20 protein-coding genes are annotated in these 17,430 nt (G+C 70.3%); 16 read left to right on the top strand and 4 right to left on the bottom strand.

Annotation, left to right across the window (positions count from 1 at the left end; all coding sequences use genetic code 11):
• Window positions 1–102: 102 nt before the first annotated feature.
• From QO011_RS27690 to QO011_RS27675, 4 genes are all read left to right on the top strand, one after another.
• Window positions 103–552: a hypothetical protein gene (locus QO011_RS27690; RefSeq protein ID WP_307279482.1), complete on the top strand. Its 450-nt coding sequence runs from the start codon at window positions 103–105 to the stop codon at window positions 550–552.
• A gap of 13 nt (window positions 553–565) precedes the next feature.
• Entirely contained in the window at window positions 566–991 is a 426-nt protein-coding gene (gene rbfA, locus QO011_RS27685) for a 30S ribosome-binding factor RbfA (protein WP_370882015.1), read from the top strand.
• Window positions 988–1,920 (top strand): tRNA pseudouridine(55) synthase TruB, encoded by a 933-nt coding sequence (gene truB, locus QO011_RS27680; RefSeq protein WP_307279479.1) that lies wholly within the window; start codon window positions 988–990, stop codon window positions 1,918–1,920. The genes rbfA and truB overlap by 4 nt, the downstream gene beginning before the upstream one ends.
• A gap of 116 nt (window positions 1,921–2,036) precedes the next feature.
• Window positions 2,037–2,369 carry an SH3 domain-containing protein gene (locus QO011_RS27675; protein WP_307279476.1) on the top strand — a complete coding sequence of 111 codons (333 nt, stop codon included), beginning with the start codon at window positions 2,037–2,039 and terminating at the stop codon, window positions 2,367–2,369.
• Between the two features lie 24 nt (window positions 2,370–2,393).
• Here QO011_RS27675 and QO011_RS27670 read toward each other — a convergent pair whose 3' ends face one another.
• Window positions 2,394–2,867, bottom strand: coding sequence for an FxsA family protein (locus tag QO011_RS27670; protein WP_307279474.1), 474 nt, complete (start codon window positions 2,865–2,867; stop codon window positions 2,394–2,396).
• A gap of 122 nt (window positions 2,868–2,989) precedes the next feature.
• Between QO011_RS27670 and QO011_RS27665 the strand changes: the two genes are divergently transcribed.
• The 12 genes from QO011_RS27665 to phoB all read left to right on the top strand — a co-directional run bounded on the left by QO011_RS27665 (window position 2,990) and on the right by phoB (window position 15,677).
• Window positions 2,990–3,700 (top strand): Tim44/TimA family putative adaptor protein, encoded by a 711-nt coding sequence (locus tag QO011_RS27665; protein WP_307279471.1) that lies wholly within the window; start codon window positions 2,990–2,992, stop codon window positions 3,698–3,700.
• 97 nt (window positions 3,701–3,797) lie between these two features.
• Window positions 3,798–4,964: a murein transglycosylase A gene (mltA, locus tag QO011_RS27660; protein WP_307279468.1), complete on the top strand. Its 1,167-nt coding sequence runs from the start codon at window positions 3,798–3,800 to the stop codon at window positions 4,962–4,964.
• Window positions 4,961–5,569, top strand: a complete 609-nt coding sequence (locus QO011_RS27655) for a Smr/MutS family protein (RefSeq protein WP_307279465.1) — start codon at window positions 4,961–4,963, stop codon at window positions 5,567–5,569. Before mltA ends, QO011_RS27655 begins: the two co-directional genes overlap by 4 nt.
• Window positions 5,566–5,928 carry a helix-turn-helix domain-containing protein gene (locus QO011_RS27650; protein ID WP_307279463.1) on the top strand — a complete coding sequence of 121 codons (363 nt, stop codon included), beginning with the start codon at window positions 5,566–5,568 and terminating at the stop codon, window positions 5,926–5,928. Before QO011_RS27655 ends, QO011_RS27650 begins: the two co-directional genes overlap by 4 nt.
• Before the next feature lie 160 nt (window positions 5,929–6,088).
• The gene (gene mprF, locus QO011_RS27645) at window positions 6,089–8,743 is read left to right on the top strand and encodes a bifunctional lysylphosphatidylglycerol flippase/synthetase MprF (RefSeq protein WP_307279459.1); all 2,655 of its coding nucleotides are present in this window, start codon (window positions 6,089–6,091) and stop codon (window positions 8,741–8,743) included.
• Between the two features lie 142 nt (window positions 8,744–8,885).
• Entirely contained in the window at window positions 8,886–10,205 is a 1,320-nt protein-coding gene (locus tag QO011_RS27640) for an ATP-binding protein (protein WP_307279458.1), read from the top strand.
• Window positions 10,206–10,445: 240 nt separating this feature from the next.
• A complete protein-coding gene (gene pstS / locus QO011_RS27635; RefSeq protein ID WP_307279456.1) occupies window positions 10,446–11,483 on the top strand; it encodes a phosphate ABC transporter substrate-binding protein PstS in 1,038 nt (345 codons plus the stop codon).
• A 59-nt stretch (window positions 11,484–11,542) separates the two neighbouring features.
• Window positions 11,543–12,544, top strand: coding sequence for a phosphate ABC transporter permease subunit PstC (gene pstC / locus QO011_RS27630; RefSeq protein ID WP_307279454.1), 1,002 nt, complete (start codon window positions 11,543–11,545; stop codon window positions 12,542–12,544).
• Between the two features lie 8 nt (window positions 12,545–12,552).
• The gene (pstA, locus tag QO011_RS27625; RefSeq protein WP_307279452.1) at window positions 12,553–13,386 is read left to right on the top strand and encodes a phosphate ABC transporter permease PstA; all 834 of its coding nucleotides are present in this window, start codon (window positions 12,553–12,555) and stop codon (window positions 13,384–13,386) included.
• 8 nt (window positions 13,387–13,394) lie between these two features.
• Window positions 13,395–14,216, top strand: a complete 822-nt coding sequence (gene pstB / locus QO011_RS27620; protein ID WP_307279449.1) for a phosphate ABC transporter ATP-binding protein PstB — start codon at window positions 13,395–13,397, stop codon at window positions 14,214–14,216.
• A gap of 26 nt (window positions 14,217–14,242) precedes the next feature.
• Window positions 14,243–14,965: a phosphate signaling complex protein PhoU gene (gene phoU, locus QO011_RS27615; RefSeq protein WP_307279446.1), complete on the top strand. Its 723-nt coding sequence runs from the start codon at window positions 14,243–14,245 to the stop codon at window positions 14,963–14,965.
• 13 nt (window positions 14,966–14,978) lie between these two features.
• Window positions 14,979–15,677, top strand: a complete 699-nt coding sequence (gene phoB, locus QO011_RS27610) for a phosphate regulon transcriptional regulator PhoB (RefSeq protein WP_307279443.1) — start codon at window positions 14,979–14,981, stop codon at window positions 15,675–15,677.
• A 46-nt stretch (window positions 15,678–15,723) separates the two neighbouring features.
• Here the strand turns inward: phoB and QO011_RS27605 are convergent, their stop codons facing one another.
• From QO011_RS27605 to QO011_RS27595, 3 genes are all read right to left on the bottom strand, one after another.
• On the bottom strand, window positions 15,724–16,125 hold the full coding sequence (locus QO011_RS27605) for an XRE family transcriptional regulator (RefSeq protein ID WP_307279442.1): 402 nt from the start codon (window positions 16,123–16,125) through the stop codon (window positions 15,724–15,726).
• Between the two features lie 16 nt (window positions 16,126–16,141).
• Window positions 16,142–16,324, bottom strand: coding sequence for a type II toxin-antitoxin system RelE/ParE family toxin (locus QO011_RS27600; RefSeq protein WP_370882021.1), 183 nt, complete (start codon window positions 16,322–16,324; stop codon window positions 16,142–16,144).
• 160 nt (window positions 16,325–16,484) lie between these two features.
• Entirely contained in the window at window positions 16,485–17,282 is a 798-nt protein-coding gene (locus QO011_RS27595; protein ID WP_307279440.1) for a lytic murein transglycosylase, read from the bottom strand.
• Window positions 17,283–17,430 lie beyond the last annotated feature (148 nt).

Below are 17,430 nucleotides of genomic sequence, written 5' to 3'. Positions count from 1 at the left end.
CGGGCTTTCGACGGCGCGACCGGGCATCGGCCTGGCCGTGCCGCGATGTCGTTGTCGGGGTGGCGGAGCGGGCGGATGCGGCGGCGGCTCGAGGAGTTTCGCATGGCGCTCGCCCTCGGGGACGCCAGCGCCATATTGGTGTGTTGCCTGGTCGCGGCTGTCGCCGTGGTGCTCGTGCTGGCCGTCTGGGTCGGCGCCTTCGATGCCCGCGTCGGTCTCTGGTCCGGTCCGGAAGGCACGGCGGAGCTCGATGCGTCCTTCGATCGCGGCACCGCCGATGCGGCGGGCAGCGTCGACCTGATGCCGGTCCTCCCGCCGTGGATCGACGGCGCGATGGGATTGAAGCAGGTGAGTTCCGCCCTGTTCGACAAGGCCGGGCTGGTCTGCGCCGCCGACAAGCCCGGCCCCGGCACCGAGACGCTGGCGTGCCATCGGAGCGTCGGCGTACCCGAGAGCCGTGGCGGCTGCAAGACGGACTACACCGTCGAAGCATCCTTCGACTACGGCCGGTTGTCGTCCATGAAGGGCCGGCGGGCCCGATTCTGCAGTTGAGGAAGAGATTGTCTTGCCCCGTTTGACGCCGTCCTCCAGCAAGGCGCCCTCGCAGCGCCAGCTCCGCGTCGCGGAAGTGATCCGCCACGCCATCGCCGAGGTGCTTTCCCGCGGCGAGATCATCGATCCGCTCCTCGAGAAGATGGTGATCACCGTGCCGGAGGTGCGGATGTCGCCGGATCTCAAGATCGCCACGGTCTATCTCATGCCGCTCGGCGGCCGGGACGGGCCGGCCGTCATCAAGGCCATGGCCCAGCACGCCAAGTTCCTGCGCGGCCTGATCTCGCGGCGCCTGACCATGAAGTTCACGCCCGATCTGCGCTTCCGGCTGGACGAGACCTTCGACTATGCCGGCCATGTCGACGGCCTCCTGCGCAGCCCCGAGGTGCGCCGGGACCTGGAGCACCCCCTTCCGGACGTGGAGGAGGACGAGAAATGAGCGCCCCTCGTTCCACCAAGGTCGACGTCCACGGCTGGGTCATCCTGGACAAGCCGGTCGGCATGACCTCGACGCAGGGCGTCGCCGTGGTCAAGCGCGTCTTCAACGCCAAGAAGGCCGGCCATGCCGGCACGCTCGACCCGCTCGCCTCCGGCCTGCTGCCGATCGCGCTCGGCGAGGCGACCAAGACCGTGCCCTATGTGATGGACGGCCGGAAGGTCTATCGCTTCACCGTGCAATGGGGAGTGGAGACCACCACCGACGACACGGAGGGCACGCCGGTGGCGACCTCGGAGCTGCGCCCCTCGCGCGCCGCCGTCGAGGCGCTGCTGCCGCGCTATACCGGCGTCATCAGCCAGGTGCCGCCGCAGTTCTCCGCCATCAAGATCAACGGCGAGCGGGCCTACGACCTGGCACGCGACGGCGAGGCGGTGGCGCTGGAGGCGCGCGAGATCGAGATCCATCGCCTCGTGCTGGTCGAGGCGACCGCGGACACCACGGTGTTCGAGGCCGAGTGCGGCAAGGGCACCTATGTCCGGGCGCTGGCCCGCGACCTCGGCCGGGACCTCGGCTGCCACGGCCATGTCGTCGCCCTGCGCCGGACCGTGGTCGGCGCCTTCGACGAGCAGGATGCGGTGACCCCGGACGAGCTCCGGGCGATGAAGGAGGGCGGCGAGGGCCTGCTGCCGATCGAGGACGCGCTCCTGCCGGTGGAGACCGCGCTGGAATCGCTGCCCTCGGTCACGGTGTCACGCCACGATGCCGGCCGCCTCGCCCGCGGCCAGAGCGTCATCCTGCGCGGCCGCGACGCCCCGATCTTCGATGGCACCGCCGCGATCATGGCGGGGGGGACGCTGGTGGCCCTGGCCGACTTCGAGCGCGGCGAGCTCGTGCCCAAGCGCATATTCCATCTCGGCGGCCCGGAATAGGGTCCGCGTCAAGTGGGCGCGCCTCCGCAATGGCGCATGTCGGTTCCCGAAAGGTCCATGAGGCTCCTCGGATCGGCTCATGCGCCGGTCCGGAGCATTCCGTCGAGGGGGGAAGCATGACACCAGCAGCCTACGGACCCGGCCGCCGCGGCCATGGTCTCCGGCATCTGTCGGCCAGCCTTGCCGTCGCCTGCCTGGCGCTGGCGGTCACGCCGGCCGGCGCCGCCGACCGGTGCATGGTGACCGACCCCACCGGCACGCCGCTCAACGTCCGCTCGGCGCCGGGCGGGCGGACCATCCTCGCCACCTTGCCCAACGGCGTCACGCTCGACATCGGCGCCTATGCCGACGATGCCAAGGGCAAGCGCTGGGCTCGCATCGACGGTGCCAAGGGCCACGGCGAGGCCGCCGGCGGCTGGGTGCTGCGCGAATTCGTCAGTTGCTTCTGAGCCGGAGCGGCAGGCCGGGTGGCCTCAGGCGCCCGGCCGCTTCTCGTCCAGCGGGCGCCACTCGCCCCGGTCGAGGTCGATGACCCGGCCGTTGGGGTCGGCCGGCGGCCGGCGCGGCCCGGGCTCCGCAGGCACGGTGCCGGCGCTCCAGGAGCGCAGCAGGCTCGGCAGCATCAGCGCGAAGCCGACGGCATCCGACACGAAGCCCGGCAGGATCATCAGCACGCCGCCGAGCGCCACCAGGAAGCTCTCGCGGGCGGCCCCGTGCGGCGGCTCGCCGCGCTGGAAGGCGCTGATCAGGCGTGCCAGCGCCTCGCCGCCCTGGCGGCGCAGCAGCGACACGCCGATGAAGGAGGTGGCGACCAGCGCCAGCAGGGCCGGCAGAAGGCCGATGCGCCCGGCCACCCAGAAGAAGGCGACGAATTCGACGAAGGGGAGGGCCAGCAATCCGGCGAGCAACGGCCAGAGCGGAATGGCGGCCTGGGTTTGCGTGGTCATCGCAGTTCTGGTCCCCTCAGCTTTCGCACTGGAATGGCGACGCTGTTCGTTCCATATAGGAGAGGATTGTGGCAATGCCACAGCCGATCTGCTCGTGCGCGGGCTCTTGAACAGAAGGTCCTATGGGATTCGATCTTTACACGCTCATCTTCCTCGCACTGGCCGTCTTCATCTTCTTCAGGCTGCGGTCGGTCCTGGGCCAAAGGACCGGCAACGAGCGGCCGCCGATGGACAGGTTCCGCCGCGAGACGAGCGAGGAGACGCCGCCGCCGCCCGAGTCCGGGAAGGTGATTCCGTTGCCGGCACGCGCCCCCGAGGAGCGGCCTCCGGTCGAGTCCGGGCCGGCGGAGTTCCGCTGGAAGGGCGTGGCGGAGGAGGGGTCGGAGCTCGCCGCCGGCCTCGACGCCATCCTGGCCGCGGATCCCGGCTTCGATCCCAAGGTGTTCACGACAGGCGCCAAGGCAGCCTATGAGATGATCGTCAACGCCTTCAACGCCGGCGACCGCAAGACCCTCAAGAACCTGCTCAGCCGCGAGGTCTATGACAGCTTCGTGCAGGCCGTCGGCGAACGCGAGGGCCGCGGCGAGGCGGTGCAGTCGAGCTTCGTCTCGCTCGACAGGGCCGATATCACCGCGGCAAGCATGAAGGGGCGGGTCGCCCATGTCACCGTGCGCTTCGCCTCGCAGATGATCTCGGCGACCAAGGACCGCGGCGGCGCCGTCGTCGACGGCAGCCTCGACAAGATCACCGAGGTGACGGACCTGTGGACCTTCGCGCGCGATACCGGCGTGAACGATCCGAACTGGCGCCTCGTGGCGACGGAAGACGCCTAGCGCCGGCCCGCCGGCTCCGACATGGTCCTCCCGCATGCCACGGACATCAGATGACGGGCGGGCGAAACGGCCGATTGCCCTTGCGGCTGCCCTGGCGATGAGCGGGCTCGCCGCCGCCGGCCCGGCGGCCGGCGCGGCGCCCGATGTCGCCGGCGCGGCCCCGGTCGTCACCGGGGCCGGGGTCGAGCCCGTCGCCTTCGCCGACCTGCCGGGCTGGGCCGCCGACGATCACGGCCAGGCCTGGCGCGCCTGGATGGCCTCCTGCCGCGCCAGCGCCGGCAAGGCTGCGCCGTCGCGCGCCGGCCGGCCCGCACCGGCACGCCTCGCCGCCCTGTGCCGTGCCGGGCTGCGGGCCGGCGTGCGCGACGCCGCTGCGGCCAGGCGCTTCTTCCAACGGCACTTCGCCGCCTTCCGCATCACGCCCGAGGGCGGCGCCGGCTTCTTCACCGGCTATTACGAGCCGGAGGTGGTGGGCTCCCTCACCCGCAGCGCCCGCTTCGCCACGCCGCTCTACGGCCGCCCGGCCGACCTCGTCACCTTTGACCAGGGCAAGGCGCCCGCCGGCCTCGAAGGCTATGCCGCCGCCCGCCGCACCGCCGCCGGCGGGCTCGAGCCCTATCCCGATCGTGCGGCGATCGAGGACGGCGCCCTCGACGGGCAGGGCCTGGAGCGGGCCTTCCTGGCCGACCCGATCGATCGCTTCTTCATGCAGGTGCAGGGCTCGGGCCGCCTGCGCCTGCCCGACGGCCGGGTGCTGCGCCTCGCCTATGACGGGCGCAACGGCCAGCCCTACACCGCCATCGGCCGCATTGCCGCCGACCGCAGCGGCGTGCCGCGCTCGTCCATGACCATGGACGTGCTGCGCGCCTGGCTGGCCGAGGATGCCGGCCGGGCTCGCACGGTGATGCGCGAGAACCGCTCCTTCGTCTTCTTCCGCATCGCCACCGAGCTCGATCCCGCCCTCGGGCCGATCGGCGGCGAGGGCGTGCCGCTGACGCCGCTGCGCTCCCTGGCGGTGGACCGCGCGGTGTGGCCCTATGGCCTGCCGGTCTATGTCGATGCCGAGCTTCCCGGCGCCGGCGGCGCCGTCGAGCCCTTCCGCCATCTGATGATCGCCCAGGATACCGGCTCGGCCATCGTCGGTCCGGCCCGCGGCGATATCTTCTTCGGCCCGGGGGAGGCGGCCGGCGCGCGGGCCGGCCTGACGCGCCATCCCGGCTCCTTCGTCGTGCTCTGGCCCAAGGCCGCGGCGGGACGGCGATGACCCGGCGCCGGCGCGGCCTGACCGAGGAGGACGCGCTGCTCTGGGCGCATGTCGTCGAGACGGTGCTGCCGCTGAAGCCGCGCCGCCGCAAGGCGCCGAAGCGCCGCGAGCCGCAAGCCGCGCCGGAGGCGGCCGCCGCCGCTGCGCCCGAGAGCCCGGCGCCGGCGCCGGCGCGGGCTCCCGCCCCGCTGCGCCGGCCGCCGGCGCCCAAGGCGCCTCCTGCGCCGCCGCCGATACCGCCGCTCGCGCCGATCGACAAGAACGAGCGCCGGCGCCTGGTGCGCGGCACCCGCGGCATCGACGGCCGGATCGACCTGCACGGCATGCGCCAGGCCGAGGCGCACACGGCGCTGCGCGGCTTCCTCGCCCATTCCCAGATGCGCGGCGACACCCTGGTCCTGATCATCACCGGCAAGGGCCGGGAGGACGGCCAATCCGGCCTGGCGGACGAGCGGGGCGTGCTGCGTCGGGTCGTGCCGCAATGGCTGCGCATGCCGGACATGCGGCCCTTCGTCGTCGGCTTCGAGGAGGCGCACCAGGGCCATGGCGGCGGCGGCGCGCTCTATGTCCGGATCCGGCGGGTGCGGCGGGGCGCGGCGCCGTGACCCCGCTCGGCGTCAAGCTGCGCGCCCTGCGCGCCGGCCGGGGCGAGACGCTCAAGGCGATGGCGGCCGGGATCGGCGTCTCGCCCGCCTATCTCTCGGCGCTGGAGCACGGCAAGCGCGGCAAGCCGACCTGGCTGCTGCTGCAGCGGATCATTGCCCATTTCAACGTGATCTGGGACGAGGCGGAGGAGCTGCAGCGCCTGGCCGGCCTCTCCGCGCCGCGGGTGGTGGTCGACACCGCGCAGCTCTCGCCGGCCGCCACCGAGCTCGCCAACCGCCTGTCGCGCGAGATCGGCCGCCTCGCCGACGGCGAGATCGCCGCCATCCTGGCGATCCTCGACCGCGCGGGCCGCTCGTGACCGGCCCATCGCCCCGATGCCGCGAGACGCCGCGCCGGCGGCCGCCGGCCTGCGGCATCTGCGTCGAAGCACGGGTTGCCCCCTTCACAATACCGTCTCGCTGCGTGCATAAGGCTGGCCCGAGCGCCGGGAGGGCCCGGCGGCAGGCTTTGGAGGCGGTGTGACGGCGAAGAACAAGGCGGACCAAGCGCCGGCGCCGATGCTGCCCGTCGTATCCTCCAGAGTGGCACGGCCCGAGGGATGGCTGCGGCGTGTCCTGCGCCGCGTGCCCTGGGGCGTGGTCGGCCCACTCTTCAGCATCGGCCTCTTCGCCGGCGCCCTGGTGGTGCTCGCCAACATCCTGCACGAGGTCGATCCCGACGACGTCGTCGCCGCCTTCACCGCGGCGCCGGCGAGCGCCATCGCCCTCAGCATCCTGTGCACCGCGCTGTCCTACCTCGCCCTGACCGGCTATGACGGGCTGGCGCTCCGCCAGATCGGCGCGGAGAACGTGCCCTATTCCACGGCCGCCATCGGCTCCTTCACCAGCTACGCCATCAGCTACACGCTCGGCCTGCCGCTCCTGACCGCCGGCACGGTGCGCTATCGCGTCTATGGCGGCGCCGGCCTCACCGCCCCGCAGATCGCGGCGCTGACGCTGGTGTGCACGCTCACCTTCTGGCTCGGCATGGGCGCCGTGCTGGCCATCGGCCTGATGCTGGTGCCCGACGCCGTCGCCCATATCGATCGCCTGCCGCTCGGCGTCAACGTGGCGATCGGCGTCGCCATCATCGCGGCGATCATCGCCTATGTCGCCTATGTCTCGACGCGCCGCCGGGTGGTGACGATCGAGGGCTGGTCGCTGCCGCTGCCGGGCGGGCGCGTCACCCTTGCGCAGATCGCCCTCGGCGTCTTCGACGTCTGCGCCGGATCGGCGGCGCTGTACTTCCTGCTGCCACCGGTGCCGATCCCCTTCCTGACCTTCACGGTGATCTACGTGCTGGCGGCGCTGCTCGGCGTCGTCAGCCATGCCCCGGGCGGCATCGGCGTGTTCGAGGCGACCATGCTGATCGCCCTACCGATCCCCAAGGACCAGCTGCTCGGCTCGATCCTGCTGTTCCGGGTGATCTACTATTTCGTGCCCTTCGCCCTGGCGCTGGCGACGCTGGGCGCCTACGAGGTCGCCCGCCGCCGCCATGTGGTGGAGCGCCTGGTCGAGCAGGCCTCTGGGGTGATGAAGCCGCTCGCCCCGATCCTGGTCGGCGGCGCGGTGTTCCTGACCGGGGCGGCCCTGATCGTCACCGGGGCCCTGCCGATCGGCGCCGGTCGCCGCGAGACGCTGATGGGCCTTGCGCCGCTCGCCCTGGTCGAGCTCGCCCATCTCGCCGCCTCGGTCATCGGCGTGGCGCTCCTGTTCCTGGCGCGCGGGCTGATCCGCCGGCTCGCCGGCGCGTGGAAGGGGGCGAGCCTGCTGCTCGGCCTCGCCGTGGCGCTCGAGATCCTGCGTGGCGCCGATCTCCGGCTGGCGCTCGTCACCCTGGGCGTCCTGGCGGTGGTGTCGATCAGCCGCCCGGCCTTCCCGCGCGGCGCCCGCCTGTTCAACCGCGACGTCTCGCCGATCTGGCTGGCCCTCGCCGGCGCGGTGCTGGTGATCGCCGGCTGGGTCGGGCTGTTCGCCTTCCGGACGGTGGACTACCAGCCCGGGCTCTGGCTCCGCTTCGGCTATGACGAGGACATGCCGCGCTTCCTGCGCGGCATGGCGGCGGCCGTCGCTGCGGCCCTGGTGCTCGGTGCCTTCGCCTTCGGTCGGCGCGAGCGCGCCACGGCGACGCTGGCGGCCGGCGGCGAGCGCGCGGCGGTCGAGGCGATCGTCGCCGGCACGCCGCGGCCGGAGGCGCGCCTCGCCCTGCTGCCCGACCGCATCATCCTCGCCAACGAGGCGCGCGACGCGGCGATGATGGTGGCCCTGCGCGGCGCGTCCAGCATCGCCCTCGGCGACCCCATCGGCGCGTCGGACCGGGCGCAGGAGGTGCTCTGGGCCTTCCGCGAGCGCGCCGACCGCGCCCGCCTCTGGCCGGTGATCGTCTCCGCCTCGCGCGAGATGCGCGCCCTCTATCTCGACGCCGGCCTGACCCTCACTCATATCGGCGATGACGCCCGGCTCGACCTCGCCGGCCTCGGCGCCGAGCCGTTCGAAGGCGCCGGGGCCGTGTCCGCCTGGGGCGACGAGCAGGCGCTGAGCCTCGACCTGGTTCCCGCCCGCCATGTCGGCCCGCTCATGCCGGAGCTCGAGGCGGTGTCGGACGCCTGGCTCGCGGACGGCGACCGCCGCGAGGCCTATTTCACCCGTGGACGCTTCTCGGCCGCCTGGCTGGAGGCGAACGACTGCGCCGTGCTGCGCCGCGCCGGGGAGATCGCCGGCTTCGCCGTGGTGCTGCGCGGCGGCCAGGACCTGGAATGGAGCGTCGACATCCTGCGCTACCGGCCCGCGCTCGGCCTGCGCGCCCTCGACTTCATGCTGCTCAGGCTGCTGCGCCTCGCCGCGGCGCGCGGCGTGCGCCGCTTCGACCTCGGCCTGACGCCCTCGCCCGACCTCGCCGCCGACAATCTCGGCCCGACCTGGCGGCGGGTGACCCCCAAGCTGTTCGGCTTCGGCGACCATCTGCGTGATTTCGACGCGCTGCGCGCCTTCGCGGCGCGATTCTCGCCCGTCTTCGAGCCGTGCTACCTCGCCTGCACCGCCGGCTTCGCCCTGCCCCATATCCTGCTCGACGTCACCGCCCTGATCGAGGACGGCCCGATGGATCCGCATCTGGTGGTGCCGGGCCGGGGCTGAGGCACCGGCCCCCTGCGCCGGCGCGATGCGTCGCCGTCGTCAAGCTGTCATCGTTTGGGGTTGTGTTGCCGGCAAGGGAGAGCGTGCGCGACAGCAGGGCGAGTCGTCTCTTCGTCACATCGGATCGAACGGATCGTCTGCCATGACCATGCAGCTCGATGCGCTGCAACGCTTGACGGAGCGGCCGCAACCGGGCACCGCTGCCCCCGTGGGCGGTATTCGAACTTTGCCGGGCCGGCTCTGGGCCGCGCGCTGGATCCTGGTGGTGGCCGCGACGGTGCTCGCGCTCGTCGTCGCGGTCGACGGCGTCCGTCTCTGGCACGGCCTGGCCGCCTGGCTGCTGCTGGCGGTGACAGCCATCCTCCTGCCGCCGCGCGGCGGCGAGAGCGCCCAGCCGGCCAGCGGCGACGCGGACGATACGGCCATCCCTTCGCTCGAGACCTTCCTGGCGGCCATGCAGAACCCGGTCGTCATTCTCGATGCCGCCATGGCCGTGCAATATTTCAACGCCTCGGCGCGCGAGCTCGTGCCCAACCTGCGCCTCGCCGAGCCGATCGCCTTCGCCCTGCGCGTGCCCGAGGTCATCGATGCCGTGCGGGTGGTGACGGAGAAGGGCGGTGCCCGCCGCGTCGATTATGCCGAGCGCGTGCCGGTGGAGCGGGCGGTCGAGGCGCAGATCTCGGCCGTGCCCAGCACGGCCGGACGCACCGCCTTCGTGCTGATCGTCTTGCGCGACGTGACGCAGCAGCACCGGGTCGAGCAGATGCGCGCCGACTTCGTCGCCAATGCCAGCCACGAGCTGCGCACGCCGCTGGCCTCGCTCCTCGGCTTTGTCGAGACGCTGCAGGGCCCCGCCAGGAACGATCCCGCCGCGCGCGAGAAATTCCTCGGCATCATGCGCGCCCAGGCCAACCGCATGTCGCGCCTGATCGACGACCTCCTGTCGCTGTCGCGCATCGAGCTCAACGCCCATGTCCGCCCCGGCCAGTCGGTCGAGCTCTATCCCATCGTCGCCCATGTCGCGGACACGCTGGCGCCGCTCGCCCGGGAGCGCGGCGTCGAGCTGGTGCTGGAGCGCGCGGCCGAGCGGCTGACGGTGCTCGGCGATCGCGACGAGCTGATCCGCGTCTTCGAGAACCTGGTCGAGAACGCCATCAAATACGGCTCCTCCGGCGGCAAGGTCGACATCACCCTGGCCGAGGCGCCGCGCGGCGCCGGGCGTCTCGCCGAGGCTGTCGTGACGGTGCGCGACTATGGCCCCGGCATCGCCAGCGAGCATCTGCCGCGCCTGACCGAGCGATTCTATCGCGTCGATGTCGCCCAGTCCCGCGAGAAGGGCGGCACCGGCCTCGGGCTCGCCATCGTCAAGCACATCCTCGCCCGCCATCGCGGCCGGCTGGTGATCGAGAGCGAGATCGGCAAGGGCGCGGCCTTCACCGTGCGCCTGGACGCGGTCGGCTGAGGTCCGCCCGGCATCGACCGGGGTAAACGCGATGTGACAGCCGCCGCGCCGCGCGCTGCGCCCTTGGGACCCGAGAATTGACGGTCCTGTTTTATGACATTGATATTACAGAGAAAGTTTTGTCACAAAAGCTTCGCCGCACCGTCATAGAAGGGTAGCGCGGCGTCAATAGGTGTAGCACGCGGGCCGGGGGGGAGTGTCCGACACCGCCGCCGGCATCACTGACAACGGAGATATCCCGTGAAGCTTTCGATCATCGCAGCGGCGGCGGCTCTTTCGCTCGCCGGAACCCTGTCGTCCTTCGCGGCCGACATCACCGGCGCGGGTGCCACCTTCCCGGCGCCCGCCTACACGGCCTGGGCTGCCGAATACAAGGCCAAGACCGGCAACGGCCTGAACTACCAGGCCATCGGCTCGGGCGGCGGCCAGACCCAGATCGCCAACCGCACCGTCGACTTCGGCGCTTCCGACGCGCCGCTGGCCGCCGACAAGCTGGTCGCCGGCAAGCTGCTGCAGTTCCCGACCGTGATCGGCGCCGTCGTTCCGATCGTCAACCTCGACGGCATCGCCGCCAACCAGCTCAAGCTCAGCGGCGAAGTGCTCGGCGACATCTATGCCGGCAAGATCACCAAGTGGAACGACGAGAAGATCGCCGCTCTCAACAAGGGCGAGAAGCTGCCCGACACCGACATCGCCGTCGTCTACCGCTCGGACGGCTCGGGCACGACCTATGTGTTCACCACCTATCTCAGCTCGGTCAACGCCGGCTGGAAGGACGCTGTCGGCGCCGCCACCTCGGTGCAGTGGCCGGTGGGCGCGGGCGCCAAGGGCAATGACGGCGTCGCCGGCACGGTCAAGAACACCAAGGGCGCCATCGGCTATGTCGAGTTCGTCTATGCCGCCAAGAACAGCATGACCACGGTCGAGCTGGAGAACAAGGCCGGCAAGTTCGTCAAGCCGAACGTCGAGGCCTTCAAGGCCGCCGCCGCCAAGGCCGACTGGGCCGGCGCCAAGGACTTCGCCGCCTCGATGATCAACGTCGAAGGCGACAAGTCGTGGCCGATCGTCTCCGCCACCTTCATCCTGCTGCCGAAGGATCCGAAGACCCCGGCCCAGGCTGCCGAGGTCATCAAGTTCTTCGACTGGGCTTACAAGGACGGTGGCAAGATCGCCGAGGACCTGCATTACATCACCCTGCCCAAGGAGGTCGTCGGCCGCATCCGTGAGGCCTGGAAGACCGAGGTGAAGGATGCGGACGGCAAGGCCGTCTACAACTGAGACCCCAGGCGCCCGGCGCGGATGCGCCGGGCGCCGCCCTCCCACAGGATGAGCGGATCATGACAGCCGTCGCCGATGCCCTGGCGGACAAGGGTGCCAAGACCGAGGCCCGCCGCCAGGTTCCGCCCTCCGGGCGCCATTCCGTGCCCGGCGCCAACCTCGACCCGGTGTTCCGCGCCGCGCTCTATGCCTGCGGCCTGTTCGTCCTGCTGCTGCTCGGCCTGATCATCGCGCTGCTGTTCCAGGGCGGCCTGCCGGCGCTGCTCGAGTTCGGCCCGTCCTTCTACTGGAACACCGTTTGGAATCCGGTGACCGAGAAGTTCAGCGCCGGGGTGATGATCTACGGCACGCTGTTCACCGGCTTCATCGCCATCCTCGTCGCCCTGCCGATGTCCTTCGGCATCGCCTTCTTCCTCACCGAGATCGCGCCGATCAGGCTGCGTCGCCCCATCGGCGTCGCCATCCAGCTCCTCGCCGCCGTGCCCTCGATCATCTTCGGCATGTGGGGCTTCTTCGTCGTCGTGCCGCTGATCGCCGCCTATGTCCAGCCGCCGCTGATCGATCTGTTCAGCGTGGTTCCCGTGCTCGATCTCCTGTTCAAGGGCCCGGCCCAGGGCTCGGGCATGTTCACGGCCGGCGTCATCCTGGCCCTGATGATCATCCCCTTCATCACCGCGATGTTCGTCGAGATCATCGAATCCGTGCCGCCGATGCTGAAGGAATCGGCCTACGGCGTCGGGGCCACCACGTTTGAGGTGTTCCGTGCCGTCTCGGTGCCCTACGGGCGGACCGCCCTGGTCGGCGCCGTCATGCTCGGCCTCGGCCGCGCGCTCGGCGAGACCATGGCGGTGACCTTCGTCATCGGCAATGCCAACCGCATCTCCGCATCGCTGTTCGCGCCGGGCTCGACCATCGCCTCCACCGTCGCCAACGAGTTCCCCGAGGCCGGCGCCGGCTCGATGAAGCTGCACGCGCTCCTGGAGCTCGGCTTCGTGCTGTTCGTCATCTCCTTCATCGTGCTCGCCATCTCGCGGGCCCTCGTCCGCACCCGGTTGAAGTGAGGTCGACCATGGACCGTCTCGCACGACGTCGCGCCGTCGACTACGCCATGAAGGCGATCAGCACCGGCTTCGCGCTGATCTCGCTGTTCATGCTGGCCTGGATCCTGTTCACGCTGATCGAGCGCGGCGGCCCGGCGCTCGGGCTCGGCGTCTTCACCAACGTGATGTCGCCGCCCGGCGGCGGCGGCGGCCTGCTCAACGCCATCGTCGGCAGCCTGATCCAGATCGTCGTGGCGCTGGTGATCGGCACGCCGATCGGGGTCATGGCCGGCACCTTCCTGGCCGAGGCCGGCCGCGGCAGCCGGCTCGCCGACCTCATCCGCTTCGTCAACGACATCCTCCTGTCGGCGCCCTCGATCCTGATCGGCCTGTTCGTCTACCAGATGGTGGTGGTGCCGACCGGCGGCTTCTCCGGCTGGGCCGGCACGCTGGCGCTCGCCATCATCCTGATGCCGGTGGTGGTGCGCACCACCGAGGACATGCTGGCGCTGGTGCCGACCACGCTGCGCGAGGCGGCCTTCGCCCTCGGCGCGCCGCAGTGGAAGGTGATCATGCTGGTGACCTGGCGCGCCGCCCAGACCGGCATCGTCACCGGCATCCTGCTGGCGCTGGCCCGCGCCGCCGGCGAGACGGCGCCGCTGCTGTTCACCTCGCTCGGCAACAACGACTGGTCGACCGACCTGTCGCGGCCGATGGCGAGCCTGCCGGTCGCCATCTACCAATATGCCGGCAGCCCGTTCGACGACTGGGTGGCGCTGGCCTGGGCCGGGGCGCTGCTGATCACGGTCGGCGTGCTCGCCCTCAATATCGTCACCCGTCTCCTCCTGGCACCCAAGCGGTGAGTGATCCCATGTCCTCGCTTCCCAACCCGTCCATCACCGTGGCCGCAGCCGACCGTCCGCAATCCGACGTGCCGGTGCGCGCCAAGATCAAGTGCGAGAAGCTGAACTTCTATTACGGCGAGAAGCACGCCCTCAAGGACATCAACCTGGAGATGGGCGAGCGGCAGGTCACGGCGATGATCGGGCCGTCGGGCTGCGGCAAGTCGACCCTGCTGCGCATCCTCAACCGCATGTACGACCTCTATCCCGGCCAGCGGGCCGAGGGCAAGATCCTGCTCGACGGCGACGACATCATCGCCAAGACGCTCGATCCGGCGATCCTGCGCTCGCGCGTCGGCATGGTGTTCCAGAAGCCGACGCCCTTTCCGATGTCGATCTACGACAACATCGCCTTCGGCGTGCGTCTGCACGAGCGCCTGAGCAAGGCCGACATGGACGACCGGGTCGAATGGTGCCTGTCGAAGGCGGCGCTGTGGGAGGAAGTGAAGGACCGGCTCGGCTCCTCCGCCCTCGGCCTCTCCGGCGGCCAGCAGCAGCGCCTGTGCATCGCGCGGTCCATCGCGGTGAAGCCTGAGGTCGTGCTGCTCGACGAGCCGACCTCGGCGCTGGACCCGATCTCGACCGCCAAGATCGAAGAGCTGATCGACGAATTGAAGCGCGAGTTCACCATCGTCATCGTCACGCACAACATGCAGCAGGCGGCGCGTTGCGCCGATGTCACGGCCTTCTTCTACCTTGGCAATCTGATCGAGGTCGGCCAGACCATGCAGATGTTCTCGACCCCGAACGATCGCCGCACCCAGGATTACATCACCGGCCGCTTCGGCTGACGCGCCCGGACGAAGGATTCCCCGCCATGGCCGAACATATCGTCAAGTCCTTCGACCAGGAGCTGCTCGAGCTCCGGAACATGATCGCCGAAATGGGCGGCTATGCGGAGAAGAGCGTGCTCGACAGCATCAACGCCCTGATGCGTCGCGACATGGAGCAGGCCGAGCGCGTCATCGCGCTCGACGGCACCATCGACGCGCTGCAGCGCGCCGCCGAGGAGCGCGCCATCCTGGTCATCGCCAAGCGCCAGCCGCTCGCCCAGGACCTGCGCGAGATCGTCGCTGCGCTGCGCGTCGCCGGCGACCTCGAGCGTATCGGCGACCTCGGCAAGAACATCGCCAAGCGCGTGGTGGCCATCAACGGCCAGATGCAGGGCAACAAGATCTTCGGCGGCTTCAACCACATGGCCGAGCTGGTGCTGGAGCAGCTCAAGCAGGTGCTCGACGCCTTCGCCCAGCGTAACGTCGAGGAGGCCCTGGCGGTCTGGCGCTCGGACGGGGCGGTCGACGCCATGTACACATCGCTGTTCCGCGAGCTCCTGACCTACATGATGGAGGATCCGCGCAACATCGGCTTCTGCACCCATCTCCTGTTCTGCGCCAAGAACATCGAGCGCATCGGCGACCACGCCACCAACATCGCCGAGACCGTGCACTACCTCGTGACCGGCCAGTCGCCGAGCGGCGAGCGGCCGAAGAACGACACCACCAGCACCATGCCGGTGGAGTTTCCCGCTGTCGCGAACTGAGCAGAGGGCCTGAATGTCTCCGCGCGTCTTGATTGTCGAGGATGAGGAAGCGTTGACGACGTTGCTCCGCTACAATCTCGAGGCGGAGGGCTATGAAGTCGATAATGTCGGGCGCGGCGACGAGGCGGAGATCCGCCTGCGCGAGAGCGTGCCCGACCTCGTGCTGCTCGACTGGATGCTGCCGGGCCTGTCCGGCATCGAGCTGTGCCGCCGCATCCGCATGCGGCCGGAGACCGAGCGCCTGCCGGTGATCATGCTGACCGCCCGCGGCGAGGAGACCGAGCGCGTGCGGGGCCTGGCCACCGGCGCCGACGACTACGTGGTCAAGCCCTTCTCCGTGCCGGAGCTGGTGGCGCGGGTGAAGGCGCTGCTGCGGCGCGCCAAGCCCGACCATGTCGCCTCGGTGCTCAAGGCCGGCGACATCTCGCTCGACCGCGAGACCAAGCGCGTCCATCGCGGCAACCGCGAGATCCGCCTCGGGCCGACCGAGTTCCGCCTGCTCGAGTTTCTGATGCAGGCGCCCGGCCGCGTCTTTGCCCGCGAGCAGCTGCTCGACAGCGTCTGGGGCCGCGACGTCTATATCGACGAGCGCACCGTCGACGTGCATGTCGGCCGGCTGCGCAAGTCGATCAACCGGGTCCGCGAGGTCGATCCGATCCGCACGGTTCGCGGGGCCGGCTATTCCTTCGACGAGACCTTCGCCAAGCACTGAGGCGGGGCCGGCGCGTTGCGGGGGACGGTGGCACCTGCGGGCGCCGCTACCTCTCGATCAACGGCGAATGCTGACCGCGCACGGCGGGCTTCCTGCGCGCCGGAGCGGGCTTCGGAGCGGGATCTTGTCCCCCGACAAGGTCGCCGATCGTCGTCAGCCGCAGCGTGGGGCGATCCGGCAAATGGACCACGAGCTCCAGCCGCCCGCCGAGCGCCTCCACATAGGTTCGCAGCGTCGAGAGGTACAGGTCGGCCTGTCGCTCGATCTTGGAGACCGATGGTTGCTTGATACGGAGAGCTGCGGCCAACTCGGACTGCGCCTTGCCGGCAACGCGACGGAGCTCGCGCAAGCCTTCGACCTCCTGGCGGAGCTGCTGATGGCGCGCAGACACACGGGCCTGCTGCTCGGGTGAGAGCGACCCAATGACTTCGTCGAGCGTCCGCGCCATCTCCCTCATCCCCATCCTATCGAGCCGGCAGCTGTGCCAAATGCGCCCTATACCGCCGATCCGCTCTCTGGATCAGTTGCCGGTAGAAACGCTTCTGGCCAACGCCTGATTTGTCTCCCGCCACCAACAGTATCGCTCGACGCTCAGGGTCGAACGCAACGGCAACCCGCCAGACACCACCCGCGGCGTCGAAGCGCAGTTCCTGCCGCGAGATCGCGACGACGTCCGCGGCAAGCGACCGCCGGTCTGCCCGTTCGCAAGAATCTGCTCGGGCCGACCGCAGGCTGCGCGGTCACATAGGACCGCACAGCCATGATCTTCGACACGCTGCGCTGCTCCGAGCCGCGCGTGCCGGCTGCTTAGCCGCCGTCGATCTGGTGGCCGATGATGGCGATCGCCCGCTGGTAGACCGACGCGGCGTTCCAGGCCTCGATGGCGCCGAAATTGGCCTCGCCGGGCTGATATCCCGCGCCGGCCTGCCAGCCGTGCGCCTTCAGGAAGTTCGCCGTCGAGGTCAGGGCGCCGGCCGCGCTGTCGAGGTTGCCCTGGCCGTAGTTGAGGACGTTCTTGGGCATGAACTGCGTCTGGCCGATCTCGCCGTGCATGGACGAGCGCTCGTCGGGCGAGAGCCTCCCGTGGTCGATCAGCGTCAGGGCGGCATAGAGCTGCTCGGTGAAGAAGTCGGACCGGCGGCAGTCATAGGCGAGGGTGGCGACCGCCGAGACCAGCCTCTGGTTGCCCTTGACGTTGCCGAAGCCGGTCTCCATGCCCCAGATCGCCAGGAGCGGACCGGGCGGGACGCCGTAGCGCTGCTCGATCGAGGCGAACAGGGCGGCGTTGGAGCGCTTCAGCGCCTTGCCGCGGCTGGCGATGACCGAGCCGCCGCGCTTGGCCATGAACTGGTCGAGCGACAGGCGGAAGCTTTTCTGGCCGCGGTCGGCCGAGATCGTCGCGGTCGAATAGCTGGCCGCCATCAGGGCCGAGATGGCGCGCGACCCGGTGCCCCGGGCCGACGCCTCGCCGGCAAACTCCTTCTTCCAGGCTTCGAAGCCTGCCGCCGAGTTGCCGCATTGCGCGGCGGCGGCCGTGCCGGCCATGGCCATGAGTGCCAGCCAGGCTGCAAAGCCGATCGCTCCGTAGTGCCCGCCCGTCGACATCGAGCTCTCCTTTCCCCTCGGGTGCGTCCGCCTGCGCTCAGGCGGTTCGACCTGATTCGGATCTTACCGAATCGCAGATCCGTTTTGTTCGCATCTCCAGGTTTCCCTGTGGTTATCAAGGGCGGCCTCGCCGACGGAATCGCGGCGC

The sequence above is a fragment of the Labrys wisconsinensis genome (genome assembly GCF_030814995.1).
Lineage (GTDB): Bacteria > Pseudomonadota > Alphaproteobacteria > Rhizobiales > Labraceae > Labrys > Labrys wisconsinensis.
The sequence above is the reverse complement of the archived record's forward strand: the minus strand, read 5'-3'. Positions and strand labels throughout refer to the sequence as shown.